The organism is Streptomyces sp. BBFR102, from assembly GCF_051397025.1.
In the GTDB taxonomy this organism is placed as follows: Bacteria; Actinomycetota; Actinomycetes; order Streptomycetales; family Streptomycetaceae; genus Streptomyces.
This window is the reverse complement of the sequence record NZ_CP195757.1, coordinates 2074197-2095957: the sequence shown is the minus strand read 5'-3', so window position 1 is coordinate 2095957 and position 21761 is coordinate 2074197. Positions and strand designations below refer to the sequence as shown.

The window sequence follows — 21761 nt, the reverse complement described above, 5'->3', positions numbered from 1 at the left end:
GGCGCGGGCAGGATGGCGGGACAGGCCCCGACGGCGGCGAAGGGAGCGGCGGGTGGACGAGGTCGAGGCACGGATCGCGGCGGCGGCTGCCGAGGCGCTGGCGCCGAAGGCCGTCGAGAGCGCCTCGGGCGGCTGGCGCCGGGCCGGGATCGCCGGGGCCGCCATAGGGGTCGTCGCGGCCGGGGCCGCCGCAGGGGTGGCCGTGGAGCGGCTGACCGTCGGGCGCGGCATGCGCAGGCGCGCGCGGCTGGCCCTGGACGCCGCCGGACCGTACGGCACGCTGCGCGGCACGCCGGGCACCGCGATCGCCGAGGACGGCACGGCGCTCCACTACGAGGTGGACGAGCCGGACGCGGCCCCCGCGGCGGCCCCGGCGCGCCCCGGGCGGCTCTCCGGGCGGAAGGCGCCCGCTCGCGCCACCGTCGTCTTCAGCCACGGCTACTGCCTCTCGCAGGACTCCTGGCACTTCCAGCGGGCCGCGCTCGCCGGGGCGGTCCGTACCGTCCACTGGGACCAGCGCAGCCACGGCAGGTCCGGGCGCGGCCGGGCCCAGGCCGAGGGCGTGCCGGTCACCATGGAGCAGCTGGGCCGGGACCTGAAGGCGGTCATCGACGCGGCCGCGCCCGAGGGTCCGCTGGTGCTGGTGGGCCACTCGATGGGCGGCATGACGGTGATGGCGCTGGCCGAGCAGTTCCCGGAGCTGGTGCGGGAGCGGGTGGCCGGCGTCGCGCTGGTCGGCTCGTCGGGCGGGAAGCTCTCCGAGGTGGACTTCGGACTTCCGGCCGTCGGGGTCAACGCCGTGCGACGCGTCCTGCCGGGCGTGCTGAAGGCGCTGGGTTCGCAGGTGGACCTGGTCGAGCGGGGGCGCCGGGCGACGGCCGACCTGTTCGCCGGGGTGGTCAAGCGGTACTCGTTCGGCTCCCGGGACGTCGACCCCGGGGTGGTCCGGTTCGCGGAGCGGCTCATCGAGTCGACCCCGGTCGACGTGGTCGCCGAGTTCTACCCGGCCTTCACCGAGCACGACAAGACCGGGGCGCTGCCGCTCCTGGCCGACGTGCCCGTGCTGGTGCTGGCCGGGGACCGGGACCTGATCACGCCGAGCGCGCACAGCGAGGCCATCGCCGCCGCCCTGCCCGACGCCGAACTGGTGCTGGTCCCCGGCGCCGGGCACCTGGTGATGCTGGAGCATCCGGAGGCGGTCACCGACCGGCTCGCCGACCTGCTGGTGCGCGCCGGAGCGGTGCCGGGGGCGACTACCGTTGGCGGGCATGGAAACACCGCACACCCGGACCGCCCCCGTGAGCGGCCCTGACGCCCTCCGCCTCACCGTCGACTCGCCCGAGGCCATGCGCCGGCTCGGGCTCCGCCTGGCGGGCGTCCTGCGCCCCGGTGACCTGGTCCTGCTCAGCGGCGAACTGGGCGCGGGCAAGACCACGCTGACCCGGGGGCTGGGCGAAGGGCTCGGCGTGCGGGGCGCCGTCACCTCCCCGACCTTCGTCATCGCGCGTGTCCACCCCTCGCTCACCGGCGGGCCCGCGCTGGTCCACGTCGACGCGTACCGGCTGGCCGGCGGGCTCGACGAGATGGAGGACCTGGACCTGGACGTCTCGCTGCCCGACTCCGTCGTGGTCGTGGAGTGGGGCGAGGGCAAGGTCGAGGAGCTGTCCGCCGACCGGCTGCACGTCCGCATCGACCGGGCCACCGGCGACGAGCTGCCCGCCGGGGTGGCCGACGCGGACGTGGACGATGTGCGGCTGGTCACGGTCGGCGGCGTCGGCGGGCGGTGGGCCGGCGGTGCGCTGGACACGCTGCGGGAGCGTACGGGCGAAGGGGCGTACGGGCTGGAGGGCTGAGCGGCGCCTGAGCCGATCAAGGTCGCAGGTGGGAGCGGGTGTTCGGGGCGGCGTCCCCCGCGCAGGTGTTTTCCGACGCGCTGTCGGGAAGATGTTGCGCCGGGGATGGCGGTCGTGGTCCCATGGGCGGGGAGTAGAGGTTAGGTCTGCCTTATCTGCTCCGTACGCCTTCCCCCTGATCGCAGGAGGCACCCTGATGACGACGCCCGAATCCGCCCCGCCCGCCGTCCAGGCCGTGCCCGAGGTGCCGTCGCACGGGGCACGCGCGGAACTCCCCGGTGACGCCGCACCCGGCCGGGTCGCGGAGGGCGCCGTCTCGATGAGCGCCCTGCTCCGGTCCTGCGCCGCCGCCTCCGCCGTCTCCACGCCCCCGGAACTGCCGACGTCCCGGGCGGCCTGAGCCCGTCCCGGGCCCGTCCCAGCACAGCGCCCCCGGCGGCCTCTCGGCCGCCGGGGGCGCTGTCGCGTGCGGGACGCGGTGGTCAGGGGACGACGACGACCTTGGTGCCGACGGTGGCGAAGACCCACATGGCCTTGCCGTCCTCGCGGCTCTCACGGACGCCGCCGGTGCGCTGGGCCGGGTCCAGCTCGGGCATCGTGCCGTTGACCGCGGCCGAGAAGCCGATGACGACGCCGTCGCGGCTGGCGAAGCGGACCACGTGCTCGATCGGCACGCCGTCCGAGCCGGTGATGGAGCCGGACCGCGAGGTCACCGCGTAGGTGCCCGGCTCCGGGTCGACCGTGCTCGGCGAGACCTCGTACGTCCGCTCGACCGTCTCCTTGCCGTCCACCAGCCAGACCCGGTCCTTGCCCAGCGCGTACACCACGCGGGTGCCGCTGCCGGACTCCTCGGGCAGGGCGTCCGGGCGGGGCTTCGCCGAGGGCTTCGCGGAGCCCGTCGGGCTCGGCCCGGAACCGGCGGCGGGGGCCTTGCCGAGGTTGTCGGGAACGCTGGCGGATGCCTGATAGGCGAGGAAACCGACCACGGCGATGGCCGCCGCGGTGAGCCCGGCGACGGCTCCCGAGCTGCTCCTGGACACCTGGTCCACCTCTCGTACGGCGCCGGGGTGCGGCGTCTGCGCATACGGATACCCGGTGACCGTAGCAGGATGCCCGGGCGGGCCCGGGCAGGCGGTGTTCGCAGCGTGGGCGCCGTAGGCTGTTTGCGTGCTCTTGCTCGCTCTGGATACCGCCACCCCCGCCGTCACGGTCGCCCTGCACGACGGCGAACGGGTCCTCGCCTCCGACACCCAGGTGGACGCCCGGCGCCACGGGGAGCTGCTGCTCCCGGCCGTCGACAAGCTGCTGACCGGCGCGGGGCTCGCCCTCGCCGACGTCACCGGCGTCGTCGTCGGCGTCGGCCCCGGCCCGTACACCGGGCTGCGGGTCGGCCTGACGACCGCCGACACCTTCGGCTTCGCCCTCGGCGTCCCCGTCCACGGGGTCTGCACCCTGGACGGCCTCGCCTACGCCAGCGACCTCGGCCCGGACGCCGGCCCCTTCGCGGTGGCCACCGACGCCCGCCGCAAAGAGGTCTACTGGGCCCTCTACGCCGACTCCCGCACCCCGCTGACCGGGCCCGCCGTCGACCGGCCCGCCGACATCGCCGACCGCGTCGCGGGCCTCCCGGCGGTCGGAGCGGGCGCCCTGCTCTACCCGGACACCTTCGCCGACGCCCGCGCCCCCGAGCACGTCTCGGCCGCCGCCCTCGCCTCGGTCGCCGCCGAACGCCTGGCGGCGGGCACGGAGCTGCTGCCGGCCCGGCCGCTCTACCTGCGCCGGCCCGACGCCCAGGTGCCCAAGAACTACAAGGTGGTCACCCCGAAGTGAGCAGCCAGGAGACCGCGCCGCCGAAGCGGCCCGTCCTGCGCGAGATGCGCTGGTGGGACATCGACCCGGTGCTCGCCCTGGAACGGGAGCTGTTCCCCGACGACGCCTGGTCGCGCGGCATGTTCTGGTCCGAGCTGGCCCACGCCCGAGGCCCCGGTGCCACCCACCGCTACGTCGTCGCCCACGCCGGGGACCGCCTCGTCGGCTACGCCGGACTCGCCTCCGCCGGCGGCACCGGCGACGTCCAGACCATCGCGGTCGCCCGCGACCAGTGGGGGAGCGGGCTCGGCGCGCGGCTCCTCACCGACCTCCTGGAACACGCCACCGCCTTCGAGTGCGCGGAGGTCATGCTGGAGGTGCGCGTCGACAACACCCGCGCCCAGGCGCTCTACGCCCGCTTCGGCTTCGAGCCCCTCGGCTTCAGGCGCGGCTACTACCAGCCGGGCAACGTCGACGCCCTCGTGATGCGCCTCAGCGACCCGTCGGTCAACCCGGCCGCCCCCGCCATCCCCGCCACGGACGACCCCGACTCCGTGCCCGCACAAGGAACCGAACACCATGGCTGACCACCGCGACGAACCCCTCGTCCTCGGCATCGAGACCTCCTGCGACGAGACCGGCGTCGGCATCGTGCACGGCACGACGCTCCTCGCCGACGCGGTCGCCTCCAGCGTCGACGAGCACGCCCGGTTCGGCGGAGTGGTCCCCGAGGTCGCCTCCCGCGCCCACCTGGAGGCGATGGTCGCCACCATCGGGCGCGCGCTGGACGACGCCGGGGTCAAGCCCCGTGACCTCGACGGCGTCGCGGTCACCGCGGGCCCCGGCCTCGCCGGCGCGCTCCTGGTCGGTGTCAGCGCCGCCAAGGCGTACGCCTACGCGCTCGGCAAGCCGCTCTACGGCGTCAACCACCTCGCCTCGCACATCTGCGTCGACCAGTTGGAGCACGGGCGGCTGCCCGAGCCGACGATGGCCCTGCTGGTCAGCGGCGGCCACTCCTCGCTGCTGCTCTCCAGCGACATCACCTCCGACGTGCGCCCGCTCGGCGCCACCATCGACGACGCGGCCGGCGAGGCGTTCGACAAGATCGCCCGGGTGCTCCAGCTGGGCTTCCCCGGCGGGCCCGTCATCGACCGGCTGGCCCGCGAGGGCGACCCGCGGGCCATCGCCTTCCCGCGCGGGCTGACCGGGCCGCGCGACGCCGCGTACGACTTCTCCTTCTCCGGGCTGAAGACGGCCGTGGCCCGCTGGATCGAGGCGAAGCGGGCCGCGGGCGAGGAGGTCCCGGTGCGCGACGTGGCCGCCTCGTTCCAGGAGGCCGTGGTCGACGTGCTGACCCGCAAGGCGGTGCGCGCCTGCAAGGACGAGGGCGTCGACCACCTGATGATCGGCGGCGGCGTGGCCGCCAACTCCCGGCTGCGCGCCCTCGCCGAGGAACGCTGCGAGCGGGCCGGCATCCGGCTCCGGGTCCCGCGCCCCGGCCTGTGCACCGACAACGGCGCGATGGTCGCCGCCCTCGGGGCCGAGATGGTCGCCCGCAACCGGGCCGCCTCCGACTGGCAGCTCTCCGCCGACTCCTCCCTGCCCGTCACCGAGACCCACGTCCCCGGCGACGCCCACCTCCACCCCCACCCGCACCGTCACGCCCACTCCCACGACCACGTCCACGAGACGGCCAAGGACAACCTGTACTCATGACCGGCGACGAGCGGCCCGCTCCCGTCCTGACCCTGATGTGGGAGGCGCGCGCCACCGAGGGCCGCGGCCCCGACCTCCTGGAATGGGCCCGCGCCCGCGCCGCCGAACTCCCGGACGGGCCGTCGGCCCCGCTCCGCGCGGAACTGTTCCAGGCCCCCCGGGACCGGGTCCTGTGCCTCACCTGGTGGCAGGCCGAACAGGGCGCGGACCTCCCGGAACTGCCCGAGCCCCCGGCCGAGCTGATCACCCGGGCCGTACACCGCTGGCGGTTCGCCTCGGTCGAGGTGTGGGGCGGGTACTCCGGCCGTAGATCCTGATCTTCATGGTGGTCGGTCGGTCTGCCGTTCGTCGTGGCAGGTCCGGGCTGTGGCTGGTGGCGCCGTCGCCGGAGGGCCGGCGTCGCCGGTGCGCGGCCGTGTGCGGCGAGGTTCTTCAGGGCGGGGAGGGCTCCTCGACGGTCCGCGGTGTCCGGCAACGTGGATGAGGTCCGTGACGACCCGCGCGGCCTCGTCGTCGACCACCTCGGGACGACGTAGACGGTGGTGCGGGCCCGTGGTCCCAGTCCGTGGTGCCGGATGCGGACTCCCCGTCCCGGCGGCCATGGGCCGGTCCTCGCCCGGCCCGCCGCGCGTCGCCCGATCGGCGGCTCCCGATCGCCGGAGGCGGCACCCCCGGTGACGCTGGACCGGGGCGGACAGCCCGCCCCGCCACCCAAGGAGCACCGATGGCTGACGCCCGCACCCTCATGTCCACCGACGTCCAGTGCATCCCGGCGGAGGAGACGGTCGACCGCGCCGCCCAGGTCATGCGGGAGCACGACGTCGGCGCCCTCCCGGTGAAGAGCGCCGACGGTGCCCTGATCGGCATCGTCACCGACCGCGACCTGGTCGTCCGCGCCATCGCCGCGGGCAAGGCCCCGGACCGCACCACGCTGGCCGACCTGATCGAGGGCACCCCGGTCGCGGTCGCCCCCGGCGCCCACAGCACCGAGGTCCTCCAGGCGATGGGCAACGCGCAGGTCCGCCGGGTCGTGGTCGTGGACGACGGCGACCTGCTCGGCATCATCAGCGAGGCCGACCTCGCCCGGCACCTCGCCGACGAGGACCTCGCGGCCTTCGTCCGCCGCGTCTACCAGGGCTGAACGCGCGAAGGCCGGGCGTCCCCGTGCGGGGAGCCCGGCCTTCGCGTACGGACGACCTGCCGGAAGGGGGGTCAGAGGTCGTCCGCGTCCTCCTCGACGAGGTGCACGGCGGCCTCCTCGGCGGAGGCGGCGGCGCCGTCGATCCCCACGTCCTCGGCGATTATGTCCTTCTCGGCGTCCTCGTGGGCGCCCTCGTCCGGTGCGACCAGGCGGCCCGCGCGGAGGTCGCCCACCTCGTCGTCGATCAGCTCCCCGTCGGTGTCGAGGGTGTCGCCGAGGCCGTCGCCGCGCGGCGGCTGGACGTCGGGGACCTCCTCGGTGAGGCGCTCGTCCAGGCTCTCGCCCTCGCGTTCCTCCGCGGCCGTGGTCCCGGTGTGCTCGACGGCGCGGGGCTTCTCCGGGGGCGAGTACCCCTCGTCCCGCAGGTCGTCGAGCCCGGTGTTCATGAGGTTGTCCTCCTCGTCGAAGATCCCGGAGTCGTCCGTGGTGTCCTCGCCCTGCGGCTGGTACACGTCGTCGCCGAAGGCGTCGAAGTCTTCGCTGTCGCTCATCTGGTGCCCTTCTCCCGGCCGGCCGACCGCTCAGCGACCAGGTTCGCCGCTGGCGGCGGGCGCCGCGAGTGCGTCGGCGCCATCCGGATGACCGGGTCGTGGTCCGTCCGGTACCGCGCGTACCCACATCAGGGCACCCGCACCCACCACGGCCGCCGTCAGCAGCAGGGGCAGCGGGCCCAGCGGCAGCAGACCCGCGCCCAGGCCGCCGAGGGAGGCCACGGCCTGGAGGGCGAGGGACTGCACGGAGAGGGCGGTGGCGCGGGCGGAGCTGGCCACACGGTGGTGGAGCAGAGCGTTCTCGTTGGGGCCGGCCGCGCCGAGGCAGAGGTAGACCAGGACGTAGCCGAGGACGCCGGTGACGACGGCCGGGGCGGAGGCGGACTGGTCCGCGCCCGGCGCCGAGATCCCGAGCAGGGCCAGGCCGCACGCCATCCCGCCGAGCGCGCAGAGGACGGCCCGGCCGCTGCCCCCGGCGAGGCGGGCGAGGAGCGGGGCGAGCCGGGCGCCCAGCGAGGAGCTGGCGAAACCGGCGGTGGCGAGCCCGGCGTAGACCACCGCGCCCGACTCCAAGGCGCCGGTGATCGCGGCGGCCCGGCCCGGCGTGAGGAGTTCGATGGCGCCGAGGGCCGCGCCGACGGCGGCGGTGGTGAGGACGACCTTGCGGACGACGCGCTCGCCGGTGGCGAGGCGGACGCCGGAGACGATGGTGCCCGGGACGCTCCCGAGGACCGAGCGCAGCGTGCTGGGGGCGCGCGGCGGCTCGGGGAGCCGGAGCAGGACGTAGGCGAGGTAGCAGAGCACCAGGGCGGCGCTGAGCAGGCCGGGCAGCGAGAGCGGCAGGACCGTGCCGCCGGTGGCCTCGGCGATCCCGGAGTCGGCGAAGAGCCACGGGAGCAGGCCGCCGAGCAGGGTGGCGACCGCCAGCGAGGCGCCCATCGCGGAGCTGCCCCACGACAGGCCGGTGCGCAGCTCGGCGTCCGGGCCCGAGTGGGCCTGCGCCATGTCGACGTACCAGGCTTCGGCCGGGCCCGAGGCGAGCGCCCGGGAGGCGCCCATGAGGACCACGCCGGCGATGAGCACCCAGGGGACGGTGCCGAGGGCGAGCAGGAGCAGTCCGACGAAGGAGAGGACGCCACCGGCGGCCAGCACCACCCTGCGGCCCAGCACGTCGGAGAGACCGCCGGTGGGCAGTTCGAGCAGGGCCACCGTCAGCCCCTGCGTACTGAGTACGGCGGCGACGGCGGCGAGCGCGAGGCCCCGCTCGCCGAGGATCAGCACCAGCGAGGGGACGTAGAGGCCGATGGGGAACCAGAAGAGGGCGCTGACGGTCGCGTAGCGGCGGCGGGCCGTCTCCGGGTCGAGGAGGTGCGGGGCGGGGGCCGGTGCGGTCACGGGGCTTCTTCTCCGTCCTGGACGGGGCCGGCCGCGGCGGGGTCCTCGGTACGGGTGGGGTTCGGGTCGTCGGCCACCGGGAGCGCGGCCGTGACCACGACGACCCGGACGGCCTCGGGGTGCTGGGCGTCGCGGGCGGCCAGTTCGGCTGAGCGGGCGGCGAACTCCCGGCACAGCGCGGCGGCCGAGGCCGGGGTCAGGCGCAGCCCGTAGTCGTCGAGGTGGGCGGCGGCCCGCCAGGCGGGGTCCAGCCGGCCGGCGGCGAGGTCGGCCTCGTGGCGGTCCAGGGTGCGGGACAGGTGGTCCACCTGCTGGCGGCGGGTGGTGGCGAGGAAGACCTCGGCGCCGGGCTGGTCGAGCAGCGCCTCGTTGTCCCAGGTGGTCAGCGCGTGGGCGGCCTGCCAGCGGCGTTCGCGGGCGTCGCGGGCCGGGGCCTCGGAGACGAAGCCGTGCCGGGCCAGGACCCGCAGGTGGTAGCTGGTGGAGGCGGAGTTCTCGCCGGTGGTGGCGGCCAGCTCGCTGGCGGTGGCCGGACCGTCGGCGCGCAGCAGGCCGAGCAGCCGGACCCGCAGGGGGTGGGTGAGGGCTTTGAGGGCGGCCGGGTTGTGGGTGAGGTCGATGCGGGAGGAGGACTGTTCGGGCATGGAGGGAGCGTAGGCCGGACCGGCGGGTTGGCAAAAGAACTTTTGCAGAATTTCTTTGGGAAAATGTGGAGGCTCTAAGTCTGGTTGTGTGGAGGGGAGTTGAAGTGGTCGGGCGGGAGTGGCGTCAGCTCTTCGCAGGGCCGCCGACCAGCATCGTCGGGGCCCCCGCCACCCGGGTCAGGAAGACCGTGGCCGCGTTCGGCCCCCGCAGTTTCATCCGGCGCCTGACCTCCTCCGGCTCCACCGCCGAACCCCGCTTCTTCACGGTCAGCACCCCGACCTCGCGCTCCCGCAGCAGCGCCTTCAGCCGTTTCAGGTTGAACGGCAGCACGTCGCTGATCTCGTACGCGGCGGCGAACGGTGTCGGGCGCAGGGTGTCCGAGGTGACGTAGGCGATCGTCTCGTCGATCAGGTGACCGCCGACCCGCTCGGCCACCTCCGCGACCTGGTGTGCGCGGATCACGGCCCCGTCCGGCTCGTAGAGGTAGCGGCCGACCGGACCCGCCGGAACGTCCGGCGGCGGCTTCGGGCTCCAGAGCCGGTCGCCGGCGGGCAGCAGGGTGGCGCGCACCGAGCCGGGTACGGGGCGTACGCCCTCGGGTGCGCGCGTGCCGCCGAACCACAGCACGGCCTCCTTCACGTCCCCGCCGTACGAGATCCACTCGGCCTCGGCCTGCGGCGGGATCGCCTCGCGCGGCACGCCCGGCGCGATCTTCAGGGCCGCCACCGGGGCGCGCGACGCCGCCTCGACGGCCCAGGAGAGCGGTGGGGAGTACGCCTCGGGGTCGAAGACCCGGCCGCCGCGCCCGCCCCGGCGCGCGGGGTCGACGAAGACCGCCTCGCAGCCCGACGTGTCCACCTCGGCGACCTCCCCCTCCCGGACCTCGATCAGCCCGTCCAGGCCCAGCGCCTCGGCGTTGGCCCGCGCCACGGCCACCGTCACCGGGTCCCGGTCCACCGCGAGCACCCGCACCCCGGCCCGCGCCAGCGCGATGGCGTCGCCGCCGATCCCGCAGCACAGGTCGGCGACGGTGCGGGCGCCGAGCGCCGCGATCCGGGCCGCGCGGTGTGCCGCGACCTCGGTACGGGTCGCCTGCTCCACTCCGTGCGGGGTGAAGAACATCCGGGCCGCGTCCGCGCCGAACTTGGCCGCCGCCCGCTGCCGCAGCCGGGCCTGGCCGAGCGCGGCCGAGACCAGCGGCGCGGGGTGGTCGCGGCGCAGCCGGGTCGCGGTGGCCAGTTCGTCGGCCGGATCGTGCCCGGCGACGGTGTCGAGCAGGGCGCGGCCCTCGGGGGTGAGCAGGGCGGTGAAGGAGTCCAGTTCGGTCACCCGGCCATTCTCCCGGCCCCTGTCGGCCACTCGGTGGACCGGGGGGCGCCCCTCGCGGTGTCGGGACGGCAGGGGTGGTCCGCGCTGCCAGGATGCGGATTCATGGAACAAGTACGACAAAATGAAAAATCGGGTGGACGGAGGCTCCGCCCCGGCGGCCGGCCGCGCCGCACCCGCACCGCCCGGCTCCTCGCCGCCGGACTCGCCGCCGCCGCACTGCTCTCCGGGTGCGCCCTGGGCCAGGAGAGCGGGTCCGACGGGCCCGTGGAGGCCGGCCGGCAGGGGCCCGCCCCCGAGACCAGGGTCGAGCGGCTCGCCAAGAAGCGGGCCGCCGTCGCCGCCGCCACCCGCAAGTGGGGTCTCGCGCAGATCCCGCTCGCCGCACCCGCCCCGCCCGAGGTCAAACCCGTCCTCAGCACGCGCGACGGCTTCGAGGTCGAGGGGCAGGAGAACCTGCCGCACGTCTTCACCACCGTCCCCGTCAAGGAGCGCGTCGTCTTCCTGACCATCGACGACGGCGCCGAGAAGGACCCCGAGTTCCTGCGCATGATGAAGGAACTCGACATCCCCTACTCGGCGTTCCTCAGCGACTACCTGGTCAGCGAGGACTACGGCTACTTCCGCGCCATGCGGAAGCAGGGCGCCGCCCTCCACAACCACACCCTCGACCACCCCTACCTGCCCGGCCTCTCCTACGAGGAGCAGCGCCATCAGATCTGCGGCATGCAGGACGTCGTCGAGAAGCAGTACGGCAAGCGGCCCCGCCTCTTCCGCCCTCCGTACGGCAACTACAACCAGGACACCCTCAAGGCGGCCAAGTCCTGCGGCATCGAGGCGGTCCCGCTGTGGAACGCCGAGGCGTTCGCCGACCGGGTCGACTACCGCGAATGGGATCGGGATCTGCACCCCGGGGACATCGTGCTCACGCACTTCCGGGGGGCCGGGGAGTGGGGCGGGTCCATGGTGGACATGGTTCGCCAGGCGATGGAGGTGATCACCTCCAAGGGGTATGCCGTGGCCCGGCTGGAGGATTACATCTGAGCCCGGCCAACCTCGGCCCGGCCGGCGCTTGAGGCCGCCCTTCAGCCCGGCCGGGCTGGGTTTTGGTGCGGACGCGTCCGACTGTGCCGGTCACCGATGGCCTCAAGCGCCGGCCGGGCTGGGTTTTGGTGCGGGCGCGTCCGACCGTGCCGGTCATCGATGGCCTCAAGTGCCGGGTGGGCTGGTTTTCGGCTGGGTCGGTGGGAGTTGGCCCGGGGTGGCAGGGGCTGGGCGGCAGCCCAGCGAGGAGTGCGGGAGAGCAGCGCGCGCCGCGCGCATTGGCACTCCGCTTGACCGAGTGCTAATTGCGGTCATAGTCTCAGCCCTGGCACTCCCCGCAGGAGAGTGCCAACACAGCGACGGGCAGGTCCGGCACCCGCGACGACGGATCGACCTGGTCGCCACACTCAGATCAGTTAACCCCGTGATCTCCGAAGGGGGAGGTCGGATCGTGACGACCGCCAGCTCCAAGGTTGCCATCAAGCCGCTTGAGGACCGCATTGTGGTCCAGCCGCTCGACGCCGAGCAGACCACGGCTTCGGGCCTGGTCATTCCGGACACCGCGAAGGAGAAGCCCCAGGAGGGCGTCGTCCTCGCGGTGGGCCCGGGCCGCTTCGAGAACGGCGAGCGCCTGCCGCTCGACGTCAAGACCGGCGACGTCGTTCTGTACAGCAAGTACGGCGGCACCGAGGTCAAGTACAACGGCGAGGAGTACCTCGTCCTCTCGGCCCGCGACGTTCTCGCCATCATCGAGAAGTAGCAGGCCGGAGGCGCCCGGGCGTGAGCCCGGACGGCAGACTCCACCTTTTTCCTGAAGCGCGCCCCTGGCCCCCGCGAGTGTTTGCCGGGTGGCGAGGGGCGCGTTTCATTTCGAGAGCGCGGCGGCAGGCCGCTCCGAGAGGATTCGAAAAGCTCCCATGGCGAAGATTCTGAAGTTCGACGAGGACGCCCGTCGCGCCCTTGAGCGCGGCGTGAACCAGCTGGCCGACACCGTCAAGGTGACCATCGGCCCCAAGGGCCGCAACGTCGTCATCGACAAGAAGTTCGGCGCCCCGACCATCACCAACGACGGTGTCACCATCGCCCGTGAGGTCGAGTGCGACGACCCGTACGAGAACCTCGGCGCCCAGCTCGTCAAGGAGGTGGCGACCAAGACCAACGACATCGCGGGTGACGGCACCACCACCGCGACCGTGCTGGCCCAGGCGCTGGTCCGCGAGGGCCTGCGCAACGTCGCCGCCGGCGCCTCCCCGGCCGCCCTGAAGAAGGGCATCGACGCCGCGGTCGCCGCCGTCTCCGCCGAGCTGCTCGACACCGCGCGCCCGATCGACGACAAGTCCGACATCGCCGCCGTCGCCGCGCTCTCCGCGCAGGACAAGCAGGTCGGCGAGCTCATCGCCGAGGCGATGGACAAGGTCGGCAAGGACGGTGTCATCACCGTCGAGGAGTCCAACACCTTCGGTGTCGACCTGGACTTCACCGAGGGCATGGCCTTCGACAAGGGCTACCTGTCCCCGTACATGGTGACCGACCAGGAGCGTATGGAGGCCGTCCTCGACGACCCGTACATCCTGATCCACCAGGGCAAGATCGGTTCCATCCAGGACCTGCTGCCGCTGCTGGAGAAGGTCATCCAGGCGGGTGGCTCCAAGCCGCTGCTGATCATCGCCGAGGACGTCGAGGGCGAGGCCCTGTCGACCCTGGTGGTCAACAAGATCCGCGGCACGTTCAACGCCGTCGCCGTCAAGGCGCCCGGCTTCGGTGACCGCCGCAAGGCGATGCTCGGCGACATGGCCACCCTCACCGGTGCCACCGTCATCGCCGAGGAGGTCGGCCTCAAGCTCGACCAGGCCGGTCTGGACGTGCTGGGCACCGCCCGCCGCGTCACCGTCACCAAGGACGACACGACCATCGTGGACGGCGGCGGCAACGCCGAGGACGTCCAGGGCCGCGTCGCCCAGATCAAGGCCGAGATCGAGTCGACCGACTCGGACTGGGACCGCGAGAAGCTCCAGGAGCGCCTCGCCAAGCTGGCCGGCGGCGTCTGCGTGATCCGTGTCGGCGCGGCCACCGAGGTCGAGCTGAAGGAGCGCAAGCACCGTCTGGAGGACGCCATCTCCGCGACCCGCGCCGCGGTCGAGGAGGGCATCGTCTCCGGTGGCGGCTCCGCGCTGGTCCACGCCGTCAAGGTCCTGGACGACAACCTCGGCCGCACCGGCGACGAGGCCACCGGTGTCGCGGTCGTCCGCCGCGCCGCCGTCGAGCCGCTGCGCTGGATCGCCGAGAACGCCGGCCTTGAGGGCTACGTCATCACCACCAAGGTGGCGGAGCTGGACAAGGGCCAGGGCTTCAACGCGGCCACCGGCGAGTACGGCGACCTGGTCAAGGCCGGCGTCATCGACCCGGTCAAGGTCACCCGCTCCGCCCTGGAGAACGCGGCCTCCATCGCCTCCCTGCTCCTGACGACCGAGACCCTGGTCGTCGAGAAGCCGGCCGAGGAGGAGCCCGAGGCCGGTCACGGCCACGGGCACAGCCACTGAGGCTGACCCCTTCCGCAGCCGAGGCCCGGCTCCCCGTCGCGGGGAGCCGGGCCTCCGGCGTGCGCGGGGCGGGCGGCGCCTACTGCGGCCCGTACTTGCGGCCGGTACGCGAGGTCATCCCGGTCAGCAGGGCGCGCGGGCTCAGCTTCACCAGACCCATCAGCGCCTTGTAGCGCGGGTCCGGGACGGAGACCGTACGGCCCCGGGCCAGGTCGGTGAGGGCGGCGGCCACCAGCCTGTCCGCGTCGAGCCACATCCACCCCGGGATGTTGTCGGTGCCCATCTCGGCCCGCTGGTGGAACTCGGTCCGCACGAACCCCGGGCAGAGCGCCATCAGCCGCACCCCCGAACCGGCCAGGTCGTGCGCGGCGCCCTGGGTGAACTGCACCACCCACGCCTTGGACGCGCCGTAGGTGCCGCGCGGCACGAAGGCGGCGACCGAGGCGACGTTGACGACGCCGCCCCGCCCCCGCTCGCGCATCGAGGAGGTGGCGGCGGTGGTGAGCCGCAGCACCGCCTCGCAGTGCACCTTCAGCATCCTGAGCTCGTCGGCGAGCGGTACTTCCAGGTACTCGCCCTTGTTGCCGAACCCCGCGTTGTTGACGAGCAGGTCGACGGGGTGGGTGCGGTCGGCCAGGCGGGTCTCGACGGCGCCGATCCCCTCGTCGGTGGAGAGGTCCGCCGGCAGCACCTCCACCTCCACGCCGTGCCGGTCGTGGAGCTCGGTCGCCTGCCGCCGCAGCCGCTCCCGGTCCCGGGCCACCAGGACGAGGTGGTGCCCGGCGCCGTGGCCCCGGTCCGCCCCGCTCCCGTCGGTGCCGGAGGCGGCGAGCCGCCGGGCGAAGGCGGCGCCGATGCCCGCGGTCGATCCCGTAATCAGAGCCGTAGTCATGGGGCCAGGCTACGAGTTGGTGATCAGTGCCGTGCAGGGGTGGGGTGCGGGCCACCCGCGCGGACGGCCCGGGCACCCCGGGTCAAAGCCCGGCGCATATATCTCCGGTCGCCCCCAAGCCTCGCTTATGCTCGACCCATGATCGAGGCACGCCACCTGCGCGTCCTGCGCGCCGTCGCCGCCACCGGCTCCTTCTCGGCCGCCGCCCGCGAACTGGGCTGTACCCAGCCCGCCGTCAGCCAGCAGATGAAGGCCCTGGAGAGTTCCGCCGGGACCCCGCTGCTCATCCGCACCGGCCGCGAGATGCGCCTCACCCAGGCGGGTGAGGCGCTGACCCGGCACGCCGCGGGCATCCTCGCCGGACTCACCGCCGCCGAGGAGGAGGTGGCCGCCATCGCCGGGCTGCGGGCCGGCCGGGTCCGCCTGGTCTCCTTCCCGAGCGGCAGCTCCACCCTGGTTCCGGCCGCCCTCGCCGCCCTGCGCGCGGCCCACCCCGGCACCCGCGTCTCGCTGGAGGAGGCCGAGCCGCCGCGCTCCGCCGAACTGCTGCGGGCCGGCGACTGCGACATCGCCCTCGCCTTCCGGTACGCGGGCGCCGCCGCCCCCGACGAGTGGGACGACCTGGTGGTCCGCCCGCTCCTCGCCGACCGCCTGGTCGGCCTGGTCCCGGAGGGCCACCGCCTCGCCGACGCCGAATCGGCCGGCATCGGCGAACTGGCCGCCGACCCGTGGATCGCCGGCTGCCCCCGCTGCCGCAGGCAACTGGTCGAGGTCTGCGAGACCGAGGGCTTCACCCCCCGGATCGACTTCGCCACCGACGACTACCCGGCGGTCCTCGGCCTCGTCGCGGCCGGCCTCGGCGTAGCCGTGCTCCCCGCCCTGGCCCTGGAGTCCCTGCGCCCCAAGGGCGTCCGCAGCATCACCGTCGAGCCCGCCGTGGAACGCGAGATCGTCGCCCTGACCCTCCCCGACCTCGCCCAGGTCCCGGCGGTGGCGGCGACTCTGGACCACCTGGCGGCGACCGCGGGGCGGTGAGGAGCGAGTCGCCGAGCCGCGCCGGGGCCTTTGTCCCGGCGCGGCCGACGAAAGTCCCGGCGCGCGGCGGGGAACAGCCCACGCCCGGCGCTTCCCTCCCGGCACCGCCGCCCTCGACACCTCTGCCGGGACCGGCGGACAGCGCTGACGGCGTCAGCGTCCGGGCGACCCGGACACGCCCCCGAGCGGTCCGGCCCCGGTACCGGTGCGCCCCATAGGGCGAAGGGGGCGCGGCGTCCCCATCCGCCGGCATCGAGCCTGGTCAGCGACCGACCCGGCCGGTACTCCGGGCGCCGATGAAGCGGGGCGGCCGGGGACGCCGCCGGTCAGCCGAGCGGGGCTGGGGCGGGAGGCGGCGGCCCGGCGTGCGACCGGCCCTCGGCAGGCAACGGGCCCCGGCGCCCCGGCCGGGGCGCGCACCGCCGTCGGCACGGCCCGAAGCCCGGCCCCGCACCGCCCGCCCGTCTCGTACGGCGACGGGCCCGCACCCCGGACGCCCGGTGGCCGACCAGCGTGCCGACCCGGCGCCCACCGGTCCCCTTCCGGGGCGCGCCGAGCCCACCCCGCACCCCCGGCAGGCCACCGCGCCGTCCCGCGCCCCGGTCGGAGCCCTGTCACAGGGCATGGCACGGGTGCGGATCACCGCATGGGGAAACGTTCCTTCGAGAGATCACGGCAGGCCGGGCTCGGGCGGGGCGGAAACGGCGGCCGGCGCCGCGCCCGCCGGGGTCAGACGGGTCCGGGCACGCCCCATCAGTTCCTCGCGTTCGTCCTCGGTGAGGCCGCCCCAGACGCCGTAGGGCTCGCGGACGGCGAGTGCGTGGGCCGCGCACTCCGCGCGGACGGGGCAGCGCATGCAGACCTCCTTGGCGGAGGTCTCGCGGGCGCTGCGGGCCGCTCCCCGTTCGCCTTCGGGGTGGAAGAAGAGGGAGCTGTCGACGCCTCGGCAGGCGGCTAGCAGCTGCCAGTCCCACAGGTCGGCGTTCGGTCCGGGAAGGCGGGAGAAATCAGCCATTACTGGTCCCGTCGTAGCAGTGTCGGCCGTGCTGACGTGGACGGCCCTGGGTCGAGGGGCGGGCGCCGGGCGGGTGCGTCCGGGGTGCTCACTCTCGAAGACCGACATCTATGGTCCTAGAAGATGAAAATATGACTCATTGCGAATCTAGCCGCAGACACTGCCAAAAGGGAAGAAGAGGCGCTAAATGGGGCATAGCAGAGTTCATGGAGTACGGCTCACCGTGGCGGCCGTGCCACCGCCGGCCCGTGTTCGGCTCCTCACGTAGAGTGCCGAATGCGGTCGGTGACCCCGTAACTCTTTCGGGTGACCATCGTTGAGAGGGCTAGGCGATTGAAGGAAAAAGCGGTCGGGCAGATGTCCGACGGCGTCGATCGCGCAGGTGACGATTACGTACCAGCCTGGAGGCTCAAAGTGACGCGCATCAGCTCGGGAGGGCGGGTATGACATCCGTCCTCGTCTGCGACGACTCCCCGCTTGCCCGAGAGGCACTCCGCCGGGCGGTCGCGACCGTGCCCGGCGTCGAGCGTGTGACGACTGCGGCCAACGGCGAGGAAGTCCTCCGCCGCTGGGGCGCCGACCGCTCCGACCTGATTCTCATGGACGTCCGGATGCCCGGACTCGGCGGTGTGGAGACCGTCCGGCGGCTGCTCTCGGCCGACCCGGGTGCCCGCATCATCATGCTCACCGTCGCCGAGGACCTCGACGGGGTCGCTCTCGCGGTGGCGGCCGGCGCCCGCGGCTACCTCCACAAGGACGCCTCCCGGGCCGAGCTGCGGGCCACGGTCACCCAGGCGCTCGCCGACCCGACCTGGCGCCTGGCCCCGCGCCGTCTGCGCTCCGCCGAGATGGGCGCCGCGCCCACGCTCACGGCGCGCGAGATCCAGGTGCTGGAGGGGATGAGCCACGGCCGTTCCAACGCCGAGATCGGCCGCGAGCTGTTCCTCTCCGAGGACACCGTGAAGACACACGCCCGGCGCCTGTTCAAGAAGCTCGGCGCCTCCGACCGCGCGCACGCCGTGGCCCTCGGGTTCCGCTGGGGCCTGGTCCGCTGACCTGCCCGTCCTCCCCGTCCGCCACCCGGCGGACGGGGCGCACACCCCCGTTTCTCCGCCTCGCCAGGAGGGCTCGCGCCGGTTCGCGCGCCGATGCCGCATCCTTGAGGGGTGGAGTTCCTCGGGAACGAGTCGGTCGAGCGGCAGGGGAGGGCGCAGTCGATGAGGTCCGGCGCACCTGCTCATAACGCTTCGGTGCACAACGAGGGACGCGATGTCCCGGATCGTTCGGCGCCAAGGCACCATGGACCGATGCGTGGCGATGAGACGACGGCGATCGGCGGCCTCGTCCATCGTGCGGTGGAGGGTGACGAGCAAGCCACCCACGATCTGCTCGCGCACGTCCACCCGTTGGCGCTGCGGTACTGCCGTACCCGCCTCTCCCGGCTGCCGGGGGACGCCCGCCACTTCGTGGAGGACCTCGCGCAGGAGGTCTGCGTCGCCGTCCTCCTCGCCCTGCCGCGCTACAAGGACACCGGGCGCCCCTTCGAGGCGTTCGTCTTCGCCATCGCCGGACACAAGGTCGCCGACCTCCAGCGCGCCGCGATGCGCCACCCCGGCTCGACCGCCGTCCCCTCCGACGAGATGCCCGAGCGGCCGGACGACTCGCTCGGCCCCGAGGAGCGCGCCCTGCTCAGCAGCGACGCCGCCTGGGCCAAGCAGCTCCTCGCCAACCTCCCGCAGAACCAGCGCGAGCTGCTGCTCCTGCGCATCGCCGTCGGCCTCACCGCCGAGGAGACCGGCCAGATGCTGGGGATGTCCCCGGGCGCGGTCCGGGTCGCCCAGCACCGGGCGCTGAGTCGGCTGCGGGCGCTGGCGGAGCAGTAGCCGGGCGGCAGGCGGGGAGACGTCGGACACATGTGTCCGGAGGCATCCCGCTCATCTCTCCGGAGTGGAATGGGAGTGGGCGGAATCCCGTTACCATGGACATCCGCACCGATCAAGGCCATTTGGGGAAGGTGTCATGACTGCAAACGTCGACGGAGTGCCCGAGAAATTCGCGACACTCGGGCTGACCTACGACGACGTGCTGCTGCTGCCGGGCGCGTCGGACATGGCACCCGACCAGATCGACACCACTTCACGCCTGTCCAAGAACGTCAAGGTGAACGTCCCGCTGCTCTCCGCCGCGATGGACAAGGTCACCGAGGCGCGGATGGCCATCGCCATGGCCCGCCAGGGCGGCGCCGGTGTCCTGCACCGCAACCTCTCCATCGAGGACCAGGCCAACCAGGTCGACCTCGTCAAGCGCTCCGAGTCGGGCATGGTCACCGACCCGATCACGGTGCACCCCGACGCCACCCTCGGCGAGGCCGACGCGATCTGCGCCAAGTTCCGCATCAGCGGCGTGCCGGTCGTCGACGGCTCCGGCCGCCTGCTCGGCATCGTCACCAACCGCGACATGGCCTTCGAGTCGGACCGCACGCGCCAGGTGCGCGAGGTCATGACGCCGATGCCGCTGGTCACCGGCAAGGTCGGCATCTCCGGCGTGGACGCCATGGGGCTGCTGCGCCGCCACAAGATCGAGAAGCTGCCGCTCGTCGACGACGAGGGCGTCCTCAAGGGCCTCATCACCGTCAAGGACTTCGTCAAGGCGGAGAAGTACCCGAACGCCGCGAAGGACTCCGAGGGCCGCCTGCTGGTCGGCGCCGCCGTCGGCGTGGCGGGCGACGCCTTCGAGCGCGCCCAGGCGCTGATCGGCGCCGGCGTCGACTTCATCGTGGTCGACACCGCGCACGGCCACTCCCGCCTGGTCGGCGACATGGTCGCCAAGATCAAGTCCAACAGCTCCGGCGTCGACGTCATCGGCGGCAACATCGCCACCCGCGACGGCGCCCAGATGCTCATCGACTCCGGCGCCGACGGCGTCAAGGTCGGGGTCGGCCCGGGCTCCATCTGCACCACCCGCGTCGTCGCCGGCATCGGCGTCCCGCAGGTCACCGCGATCTACGAGGCGTCCCTCGCCGCCCAGGCGGCCGGCGTCCCGGTCATCGGCGACGGCGGGCTCCAGTACTCCGGCGACATCGCCAAGGCCCTGGTCGCCGGCGCCGACACGGTGATGCTCGGCTCGCTGCTGGCCGGCTGCGAGGAGTCGCCCGGCGAGCTGCTCTTCATCAACGGCAAGCAGTTCAAGTCGTACCGCGGCATGGGCTCGCTCGGCGCGATGCAGACCCGGGGCGACCGCAAGTCGTTCTCCAAGGACCGGTACTTCCAGGAGGGCGTCGCCTCCGACGAGAAGCTGGTCCCCGAGGGCATCGAGGGCCAGGTGCCCTACCGCGGCCCGCTCGCGCAGGTCGTGCACCAGCTCGTCGGCGGTCTGCGCCAGTCGATGTTCTACGTCGGCGGTCCCACCGTCCCCGAGTTGCAGCAGCGCGGCCGGTTCGTCCGGATCACCTCGGCGGGGCTCAAGGAGAGCCACCCGCACGACATCCAGATGACGGTCGAGGCGCCGAACTACGCCGCCAAGCGCTGACCCGCCGCAAGGTCGAAGGGGCGGCCCGGTACACCGGGCCGCCCCTTCGGCGTGCGGGCGGGGGATACTGATGGACTTGAGACCCACAGGAAAGGCCACCCAGTGACTGAGATCGAGATCGGGCGCGGCAAGCGCGGCCGGAGGGCGTACGCATTCGACGACATCGCCGTCGTCCCGAGTCGCCGCACCCGCGACCCGAAGGAGGTCTCGATCGCCTGGCAGATCGACGCCTACCGCTTCGAGCTTCCCTTCCTCGCCGCCCCCATGGACTCCATCGTCTCCCCCGAGACGGCGATCCGCGTCGGGCAGCTCGGCGGCCTCGGCGTGCTCAACCTCGAAGGGCTCTGGACCCGCTACGAGGACCCGCAGCCGCTGCTCGACGAGATCGCCGAGGAGCTGGACGAGGAGCGGGCCACCCGCCGCCTCCAGGAGATCTACGAGGCGCCGATCCAGGAGGAGCTGATCGGCCGCCGGATCAAGGAGGTCCGCGACGCGGGCGTCGTCACCGCCGCCGCGCTCTCCCCGCAGCGCACCGCCCAGTTCTCCAAGGCCGTCGTGGACGCCGGGGTCGACATCTTCGTCATCCGCGGCACCACCGTCTCCGCCGAGCACGTCTCCGGGGCCGCCGAGCCGCTCAACCTCAAGCAGTTCATCTACGAGCTGGACGTCCCGGTCATCGTCGGCGGCTGCGCCACGTACACCGCCGCGCTGCACCTGATGCGCACCGGTGCCGCCGGTGTACTGGTCGGCTTCGGTGGCGGCGCCGCCCACACCACCCGCAACGTGCTGGGCATCCAGGTCCCGATGGCCACCGCCGTCGCCGACGTGGCCGCCGCCCGCCGCGACTACCTCGACGAGTCCGGCGGCCGGTACGTGCACGTCATCGCCGACGGCGGCGTCGGCTGGTCCGGCGACCTGCCGAAGGCCATCGCCTGCGGCGCCGACGCCGTGATGATGGGCTCCCCGCTGGCCCGCGCCACCGACGCGCCCGGCAAGGGGCACCACTGGGGCATGGAGGCCGTCCACGAGGACGTGCCGCGCGGCAAGCTGGTCGACCTCGGCATGGTCGGCACCACCGAGGAGATCCTCACCGGGCCGTCCCACAACCCCGACGGCTCGATGAACATGTTCGGCGCGCTCCGCCGGTCGATGGCGACCACCGGCTACAGCGAACTGAAGGAGTTCCAGCGCGTCGAGGTCACCGTCGGGGACTCGCACCACAAGCGCTGACCCGCACGGTCCTCGCGCGTGCCGCTGCCCGGCACTCCCTT

23 protein-coding genes are annotated in these 21761 nt (G+C 73.6%); 16 read left to right on the top strand and 7 right to left on the bottom strand.

Annotated features, from left to right (window positions below; translation table 11 throughout):
* The first annotated feature begins 52 nt into the window (after positions 1-52).
* From ACSLIC_RS09345 to ACSLIC_RS09335, 3 genes are all read left to right on the top strand, one after another.
* Positions 53-1312, top strand: a complete 1260-nt coding sequence (locus ACSLIC_RS09345) for an alpha/beta fold hydrolase (protein WP_436737231.1) — start codon at positions 53-55, stop codon at positions 1310-1312.
* Positions 1269-1853: a tRNA (adenosine(37)-N6)-threonylcarbamoyltransferase complex ATPase subunit type 1 TsaE gene (gene tsaE, locus ACSLIC_RS09340; protein ID WP_436737230.1), complete on the top strand. Its 585-nt coding sequence runs from the start codon at positions 1269-1271 to the stop codon at positions 1851-1853. Before ACSLIC_RS09345 ends, tsaE begins: the two co-directional genes overlap by 44 nt.
* A 196-nt stretch (positions 1854-2049) precedes the next feature.
* The gene (locus ACSLIC_RS09335; protein ID WP_436737229.1) at positions 2050-2253 is read left to right on the top strand and encodes a hypothetical protein; all 204 of its coding nucleotides are present in this window, start codon (positions 2050-2052) and stop codon (positions 2251-2253) included.
* 82 nt (positions 2254-2335) lie between these two features.
* On the opposite strand, the gene ACSLIC_RS09330 is transcribed toward ACSLIC_RS09335, so the two are convergent.
* Positions 2336-2893 (bottom strand): hypothetical protein, encoded by a 558-nt coding sequence (locus ACSLIC_RS09330; protein WP_436737228.1) that lies wholly within the window; start codon positions 2891-2893, stop codon positions 2336-2338.
* A 127-nt stretch (positions 2894-3020) separates the two neighbouring features.
* Between ACSLIC_RS09330 and tsaB the strand changes: the two genes are divergently transcribed.
* From tsaB to ACSLIC_RS09305, 5 genes are all read left to right on the top strand, one after another.
* The gene (gene tsaB / locus ACSLIC_RS09325; protein WP_436737227.1) at positions 3021-3683 is read left to right on the top strand and encodes a tRNA (adenosine(37)-N6)-threonylcarbamoyltransferase complex dimerization subunit type 1 TsaB; all 663 of its coding nucleotides are present in this window, start codon (positions 3021-3023) and stop codon (positions 3681-3683) included.
* Positions 3680-4249: a ribosomal protein S18-alanine N-acetyltransferase gene (gene rimI, locus ACSLIC_RS09320; protein ID WP_436737226.1), complete on the top strand. Its 570-nt coding sequence runs from the start codon at positions 3680-3682 to the stop codon at positions 4247-4249. The genes tsaB and rimI overlap by 4 nt, the downstream gene beginning before the upstream one ends.
* On the top strand, positions 4242-5378 hold the full coding sequence (gene tsaD, locus ACSLIC_RS09315) for a tRNA (adenosine(37)-N6)-threonylcarbamoyltransferase complex transferase subunit TsaD (RefSeq protein ID WP_436737225.1): 1137 nt from the start codon (positions 4242-4244) through the stop codon (positions 5376-5378). Before rimI ends, tsaD begins: the two co-directional genes overlap by 8 nt.
* Positions 5375-5695, top strand: coding sequence for a hypothetical protein (locus ACSLIC_RS09310; protein ID WP_436737224.1), 321 nt, complete (start codon positions 5375-5377; stop codon positions 5693-5695). Before tsaD ends, ACSLIC_RS09310 begins: the two co-directional genes overlap by 4 nt.
* A gap of 407 nt (positions 5696-6102) precedes the next feature.
* Positions 6103-6519 (top strand): CBS domain-containing protein, encoded by a 417-nt coding sequence (locus ACSLIC_RS09305; protein ID WP_436737223.1) that lies wholly within the window; start codon positions 6103-6105, stop codon positions 6517-6519.
* 71 nt (positions 6520-6590) lie between these two features.
* Here the strand turns inward: ACSLIC_RS09305 and ACSLIC_RS09300 are convergent, their stop codons facing one another.
* The 4 genes from ACSLIC_RS09300 to ACSLIC_RS09285 all read right to left on the bottom strand — a co-directional run bounded on the left by ACSLIC_RS09300 (position 6591) and on the right by ACSLIC_RS09285 (position 10439).
* Positions 6591-7070, bottom strand: a complete 480-nt coding sequence (locus tag ACSLIC_RS09300; RefSeq protein WP_436737222.1) for a DUF5709 domain-containing protein — start codon at positions 7068-7070, stop codon at positions 6591-6593.
* Positions 7071-7100: 30 nt separating this feature from the next.
* A complete protein-coding gene (locus ACSLIC_RS09295; protein ID WP_436737221.1) occupies positions 7101-8465 on the bottom strand; it encodes an MFS transporter in 1365 nt (454 codons plus the stop codon).
* On the bottom strand, positions 8462-9109 hold the full coding sequence (locus ACSLIC_RS09290) for a helix-turn-helix domain-containing protein (RefSeq protein ID WP_436737220.1): 648 nt from the start codon (positions 9107-9109) through the stop codon (positions 8462-8464). Before ACSLIC_RS09290 ends, ACSLIC_RS09295 begins: the two co-directional genes overlap by 4 nt.
* A 124-nt stretch (positions 9110-9233) precedes the next feature.
* The gene (locus tag ACSLIC_RS09285; protein ID WP_436737219.1) at positions 9234-10439 is read right to left on the bottom strand and encodes a class I SAM-dependent methyltransferase; all 1206 of its coding nucleotides are present in this window, start codon (positions 10437-10439) and stop codon (positions 9234-9236) included.
* Between the two features lie 102 nt (positions 10440-10541).
* On the opposite strand from ACSLIC_RS09285, the gene ACSLIC_RS09280 reads away from it, so the two are divergent.
* The 3 genes from ACSLIC_RS09280 (at position 10542) to groL (ending at position 14020) form a co-directional block, all read left to right on the top strand.
* On the top strand, positions 10542-11480 hold the full coding sequence (locus tag ACSLIC_RS09280) for a polysaccharide deacetylase family protein (protein ID WP_436737218.1): 939 nt from the start codon (positions 10542-10544) through the stop codon (positions 11478-11480).
* 451 nt (positions 11481-11931) lie between these two features.
* On the top strand, positions 11932-12240 hold the full coding sequence (gene groES, locus ACSLIC_RS09275; protein WP_003948573.1) for a co-chaperone GroES: 309 nt from the start codon (positions 11932-11934) through the stop codon (positions 12238-12240).
* 157 nt (positions 12241-12397) lie between these two features.
* Positions 12398-14020 (top strand): chaperonin GroEL, encoded by a 1623-nt coding sequence (gene groL / locus ACSLIC_RS09270; RefSeq protein ID WP_003948572.1) that lies wholly within the window; start codon positions 12398-12400, stop codon positions 14018-14020.
* Between the two features lie 79 nt (positions 14021-14099).
* On the opposite strand, the gene ACSLIC_RS09265 is transcribed toward groL, so the two are convergent.
* Positions 14100-14912, bottom strand: coding sequence for an SDR family NAD(P)-dependent oxidoreductase (locus ACSLIC_RS09265; RefSeq protein WP_436737217.1), 813 nt, complete (start codon positions 14910-14912; stop codon positions 14100-14102).
* A gap of 138 nt (positions 14913-15050) precedes the next feature.
* Between ACSLIC_RS09265 and ACSLIC_RS09260 the strand changes: the two genes are divergently transcribed.
* A complete protein-coding gene (locus ACSLIC_RS09260; RefSeq protein ID WP_436737216.1) occupies positions 15051-15947 on the top strand; it encodes a LysR family transcriptional regulator in 897 nt (298 codons plus the stop codon).
* 670 nt (positions 15948-16617) lie between these two features.
* Here the strand turns inward: ACSLIC_RS09260 and ACSLIC_RS09255 are convergent.
* Entirely contained in the window at positions 16618-16962 is a 345-nt protein-coding gene (locus tag ACSLIC_RS09255) for a WhiB family transcriptional regulator (RefSeq protein ID WP_436737215.1), read from the bottom strand.
* 443 nt (positions 16963-17405) lie between these two features.
* Between ACSLIC_RS09255 and ACSLIC_RS09250 the strand changes: the two genes are divergently transcribed.
* From ACSLIC_RS09250 to ACSLIC_RS09235, 4 genes are all read left to right on the top strand, one after another.
* A complete protein-coding gene (locus tag ACSLIC_RS09250) occupies positions 17406-18017 on the top strand; it encodes a response regulator transcription factor (RefSeq protein WP_003948568.1) in 612 nt (203 codons plus the stop codon).
* A 252-nt stretch (positions 18018-18269) separates the two neighbouring features.
* The gene (locus ACSLIC_RS09245) at positions 18270-18845 is read left to right on the top strand and encodes a sigma-70 family RNA polymerase sigma factor (protein WP_436737214.1); all 576 of its coding nucleotides are present in this window, start codon (positions 18270-18272) and stop codon (positions 18843-18845) included.
* A 136-nt stretch (positions 18846-18981) separates the two neighbouring features.
* Positions 18982-20490, top strand: coding sequence for an IMP dehydrogenase (gene guaB, locus ACSLIC_RS09240; protein WP_436737213.1), 1509 nt, complete (start codon positions 18982-18984; stop codon positions 20488-20490).
* Between the two features lie 102 nt (positions 20491-20592).
* Entirely contained in the window at positions 20593-21720 is a 1128-nt protein-coding gene (locus ACSLIC_RS09235) for a GuaB3 family IMP dehydrogenase-related protein (protein ID WP_436737212.1), read from the top strand.
* The last annotated feature ends 41 nt before the right edge of the window (positions 21721-21761 follow it).